Annotated in this window: 3 protein-coding genes; 2 read left to right on the top strand and 1 reads right to left on the bottom strand. The window is 65.5% G+C overall.

The genetic code is table 11. The features are described from left to right. Window positions 1-948: 948 nt before the first annotated feature. Window positions 949-1,245, top strand: coding sequence for a hypothetical protein (locus PV341_RS44265; protein ID WP_319661471.1), 297 nt, complete (start codon window positions 949-951; stop codon window positions 1,243-1,245). 268 nt (window positions 1,246-1,513) lie between these two features. On the opposite strand, the gene PV341_RS44260 is transcribed toward PV341_RS44265, so the two are convergent. Beyond that, window positions 1,514-2,374, bottom strand: coding sequence for an alpha/beta fold hydrolase (locus tag PV341_RS44260; RefSeq protein ID WP_500360900.1), 861 nt, complete (start codon window positions 2,372-2,374; stop codon window positions 1,514-1,516). Window positions 2,375-3,019: 645 nt separating this feature from the next. Here PV341_RS44260 and PV341_RS44255 point away from each other — a divergent pair. After that, window positions 3,020-3,292: a hypothetical protein gene (locus tag PV341_RS44255; RefSeq protein ID WP_500360898.1), complete on the top strand. Its 273-nt coding sequence runs from the start codon at window positions 3,020-3,022 to the stop codon at window positions 3,290-3,292. Window positions 3,293-3,549: the final 257 nt, after the last annotated feature.

Here is a 3,549-nt window from a genome sequence, read left to right as displayed (position 1 = left end):
CCCCGCACGCGCGAATCAGACGCACACAGCCAAACCGAGGCAAGCGGTGTCAAGCATCAGGTGAAGCCACACTGTCAACCATCAACCGAGACAGGACAGACGAGATCACCCAGTGGTGCGGTAAGACTTTCTCTACTTCATCAAGGCACCCGGCGTCGCTCACGCTCCGCCGGGCGCGCGGCCCGCGTCCGGCCGCGCCCACGCTCCTGCCTCCGTCCCGCTCGGCACGGCCGTCCGCCGCCGCGCGCCCACAGAGGTAGGCCAAGGGGCATGAGGTCAGAACCGCGGTGGCTGGGGCGGCCGGCGCTCCGACGCTTTAGGCAGCCACCATGGGGCGAGCCTCGAAGATCGGGGCCCACATCGGGCTACAGCGGGCAGGCAAGGAGCCAGCCCGATTCGCGGCCAGCGTACGGGCCCCGATCTCTCGCCCCATGGCAGCTCCAGCCCAAAGCCTCTCCACACCGACCGCGCTATAGGGTGCGGGCTGACACTGGAGGGGTAATGGCAGCTGGCAAGGTCTCGCGTAGCGACAGGATCCGCGGAGGGGTAGTGGTCGTGATCAGCGCGAGTGCTTTCGCGATCATGGCTGACAACACATTGATTCGCGTGCTCGCAACGGGCGCCGCAGTCATGATGGCTCTTTCCGTCGGACGCTTGACTGCGACAGGGGAGTCAAGCGAGCACCCAGATCAGCCCGTCGCGCCGAACTGGCCTTCCACTCGCTGAGCGGCACTGGATCGGCGTTGGCGCTGGGCCGTCTCCGGGCCGTCCGAGGTCGCCCAATGACAACCAACGCTGACAACCGTTGACCAGTCGATCGCAGTTCACAGCGTTGATCGTCTAGACAGACCCAGGTCAGCGGACCCTTGGGTCACTTCCAGAAGAACTGTTCGCGCAGCCGTCGAAGCGACCGCAGGCGATCAATCCCGGTGCGTTTAGGATCACCGCATGAAGTCAGTCGTAGCAACGGGCGTATGGCTGTATGACGGCACGGTGCCCACGACAGTCCGCATAGGGATGCTGGACTACGACTATTGGTACGCCATCGGCGAGGCAGACGGAACCCTGCAACCCGGAGAGGCCCCGGATTTGAATGAGGACGGCCGCCTCTACTACGTCCAGCATCTGCCAGGCCAGCCTGCCTGCGACCATCCGTTCTGGCCGGCCACAGAAGGGTTCCACACGCTCGCGGAAGCAGTTGCTTCAGCAGAAGCCACCGTTCCCGGCCCGATCTCATGGCAGTAAGGACCTGCACATCACTAGATCGGTCGAGCAGCCTGCAACGGCCATCCCGCCCACAGAACGCATCGAGAGGACCGGGCGTGCCACAGCCGTGCCAGGTGAGGCGGTGCCGAACGGGGAGCCACGGGGAATGGCGGTGGCGAGATCGCGTTGCCGCAGGTCAGCCTCCGCCCAGGTGAGGCCCGGTCCGCAGCCTCAGTCTTCCAAACTGGGGCTCCTGCCCCCATCGGTCACAACTCGGCAGGCTGATGTCCGCTGGCCACGATCCCTGTCACTCTTCAGAGAGGAAGTCCTCCAAAGCCGCCAGCCAAGCGCGGGGTTGGTCGATGTGGGCCATGTGCCCTGCTTCCTCGATTACCGAGGCTCGTGCGGTGGGGATCAGCTTGACGGTGGGTTCAACGAGGTCGGCAGGGAAGGTCATGTCCTGTCGCCCGTGTAGCAGAAGCATGGGGATGCCGGCATCTGCGAGCCGCTGGGGTGTATTCGGATGGCGGGGGCTCGGCAGCGTGCCAGCTTGCCAGGGCCGCATCCACTCGGCGGAGAAGTAGATGCCTTTCAGGACATCGAGGTAGCCAGGCAGAGCGTCTGGGCGCCAGACGTTAGCTGGGGCGCTGGCCAGAGCAGCTGCTCGGGTTTGTTCCGGTCCGGACAGCGCGGGGTCAGACCAAACCTCGGCCTCGGCGGTCATGCGTTCAGTGCGCTCCTGCCAACCGTCGAATGCATCTGGGGGCACTGGCAGGACACTGCTCGACGCCACCACCAGGCGGCGGACCCGTTCAGGTATGGCCAACACGAGCCGCTGGGCAATCAGCCCTCCGTACGAGAAGCCGAGGATGTCTGCCCGTTCGATCTCCAATGCGTCCAGCAGACGGACGAGGTCGGTGATCGCCGCTGCGGGTGTGTACTCGTCATCGGCCAGGCCGCGGGTCGAACGCCCACAGCCGCGTAGGTCCGGCAGGATGATCCGGCGGTGAGCGGCGAGCTCGGCGACGGGCTCACGTAGATACGTGTGATCCCAATCAGGACCTCCGTGGATCACAAGCAGAGGCCGCTCAACAGAGCTGTCGGTTTGCGCCACGAACAAGTCCACTGCGGGGTCACTCGACACAGGCACAAGAGTCTCGATGAACATCTGCCCAGTGTTCCAATCCCGCCCCGCCACGGTGCAGGATCTGGAGGACAGAGACGCGGCAACGCCGGACAGACCGGCTGAGTGTCTAACTGCGCTACAACGGCCACGTACTGAGGCGCACGACGACGGACTCTCGCGGACCGTTTTCGCAGCTCAGGGATAGTGCAGCCGCAGGTCACGCGGTCGCTCCCATTGCTTCGGGACGAAGAGGCGCGCGGCCGGCGCTGGGCAGGTCTCGCCCTTGGCCATCGGCGAAGCCCGACCGTCGGTTAGGTCCCGGGCTGTTCCCGGGCCGCCCCCAGACAGATTCGGGGATGCAGCCGCACTACAGAGCTGGATACCTCGGAAGCCGACCGCGCACCTGCGACCGTAGCCTCAGTCACTGACAACAGCTGGTTTCGGGCCCAGCCAGCGCCAATGCCGGGCCGTCTGTGGGCCGTCCGAGAGCGCTCGACAGTGGCCAAGGATGACCAACGACGACCACCAGGCGTACGAGCGCACCGGGCCTGAGCTGCGAAGACGCAGGTCATCTGGAGGCCCGGCAAGACCCAGGGCAAGAAGACTGCCCCCAAGCAGCCATTGAGCGTCCACCAGCCTGCCGAGCTTCGTTGACCCGCATCACGCTACGGATGAAGAATGCGGCGCATGCTGCTTCTCGCTGGCCAGACCGAGCCCAGTCCCGGACCGTTCCTTTTGATCTGGGGAGTCCTGGCTCTCATTGGCGGCGTCGCCCTGACGACCAAGAAGGGATCGGCTCGTCTCCAAGCCCTGGTGGCCAGCGGACTCGCCCAAAGCTCGCAGCGACAAGCCGCGGTACGGACCGTACGTCCCGGCTTCCTCCGCATCCTCGGAAGTCTTTTCGCCCTTGGGGGCATGGTGGCCCTGCCGATTGCCATCACCATGATCATACGGAGCTGAGATTTCCTTGCGGGGCGGCCAGCTCGGAGGCCGTGCCACTCTCGTGCCAGAACGGGCGGGGAGCCAGGGAGAATCACGGTGTCCATCGGGACCTACCACCCACTCCATCCAAGGCGGGGAATCCGCAGGTCAGGCGGGTCTGCTGCAGGTTTGGGTGACAGGTTCGGTCACGCGGCCTGGACGGCCGGTGGGGTCATGACGGTCTCGAATTCGACGGGGGTCAGGCGGCCGAGTGCGGCTTGTCTGCGGCGGCGGTG

Origin of the sequence: Streptomyces sp. PA03-1a (assembly GCF_033792805.1) — a bacterium.
Classification (GTDB): Bacteria; Actinomycetota; Actinomycetes; order Streptomycetales; family Streptomycetaceae; genus Actinacidiphila.
Note: the sequence above shows the minus strand (reverse complement) of the source record. Positions and strands in the feature narration are given on the sequence as shown.

Bases quoted from the DNA above. Each gene is read 5' to 3' on its own strand.
- PV341_RS44265 (WP_319661471.1), top strand. From the start codon at position 949: ATGAAGTCAGTCGTAGCAACGGGCGTATGGCTGTATGACGGCACGGTG.
- PV341_RS44260 (WP_500360900.1), bottom strand. From the start codon at position 2,374: ATGTTCATCGAGACTCTTGTGCCTGTGTCGAGTGACCCCGCAGTGGAC.
- PV341_RS44255 (WP_500360898.1), top strand. From the start codon at position 3,020: ATGCTGCTTCTCGCTGGCCAGACCGAGCCCAGTCCCGGACCGTTCCTT.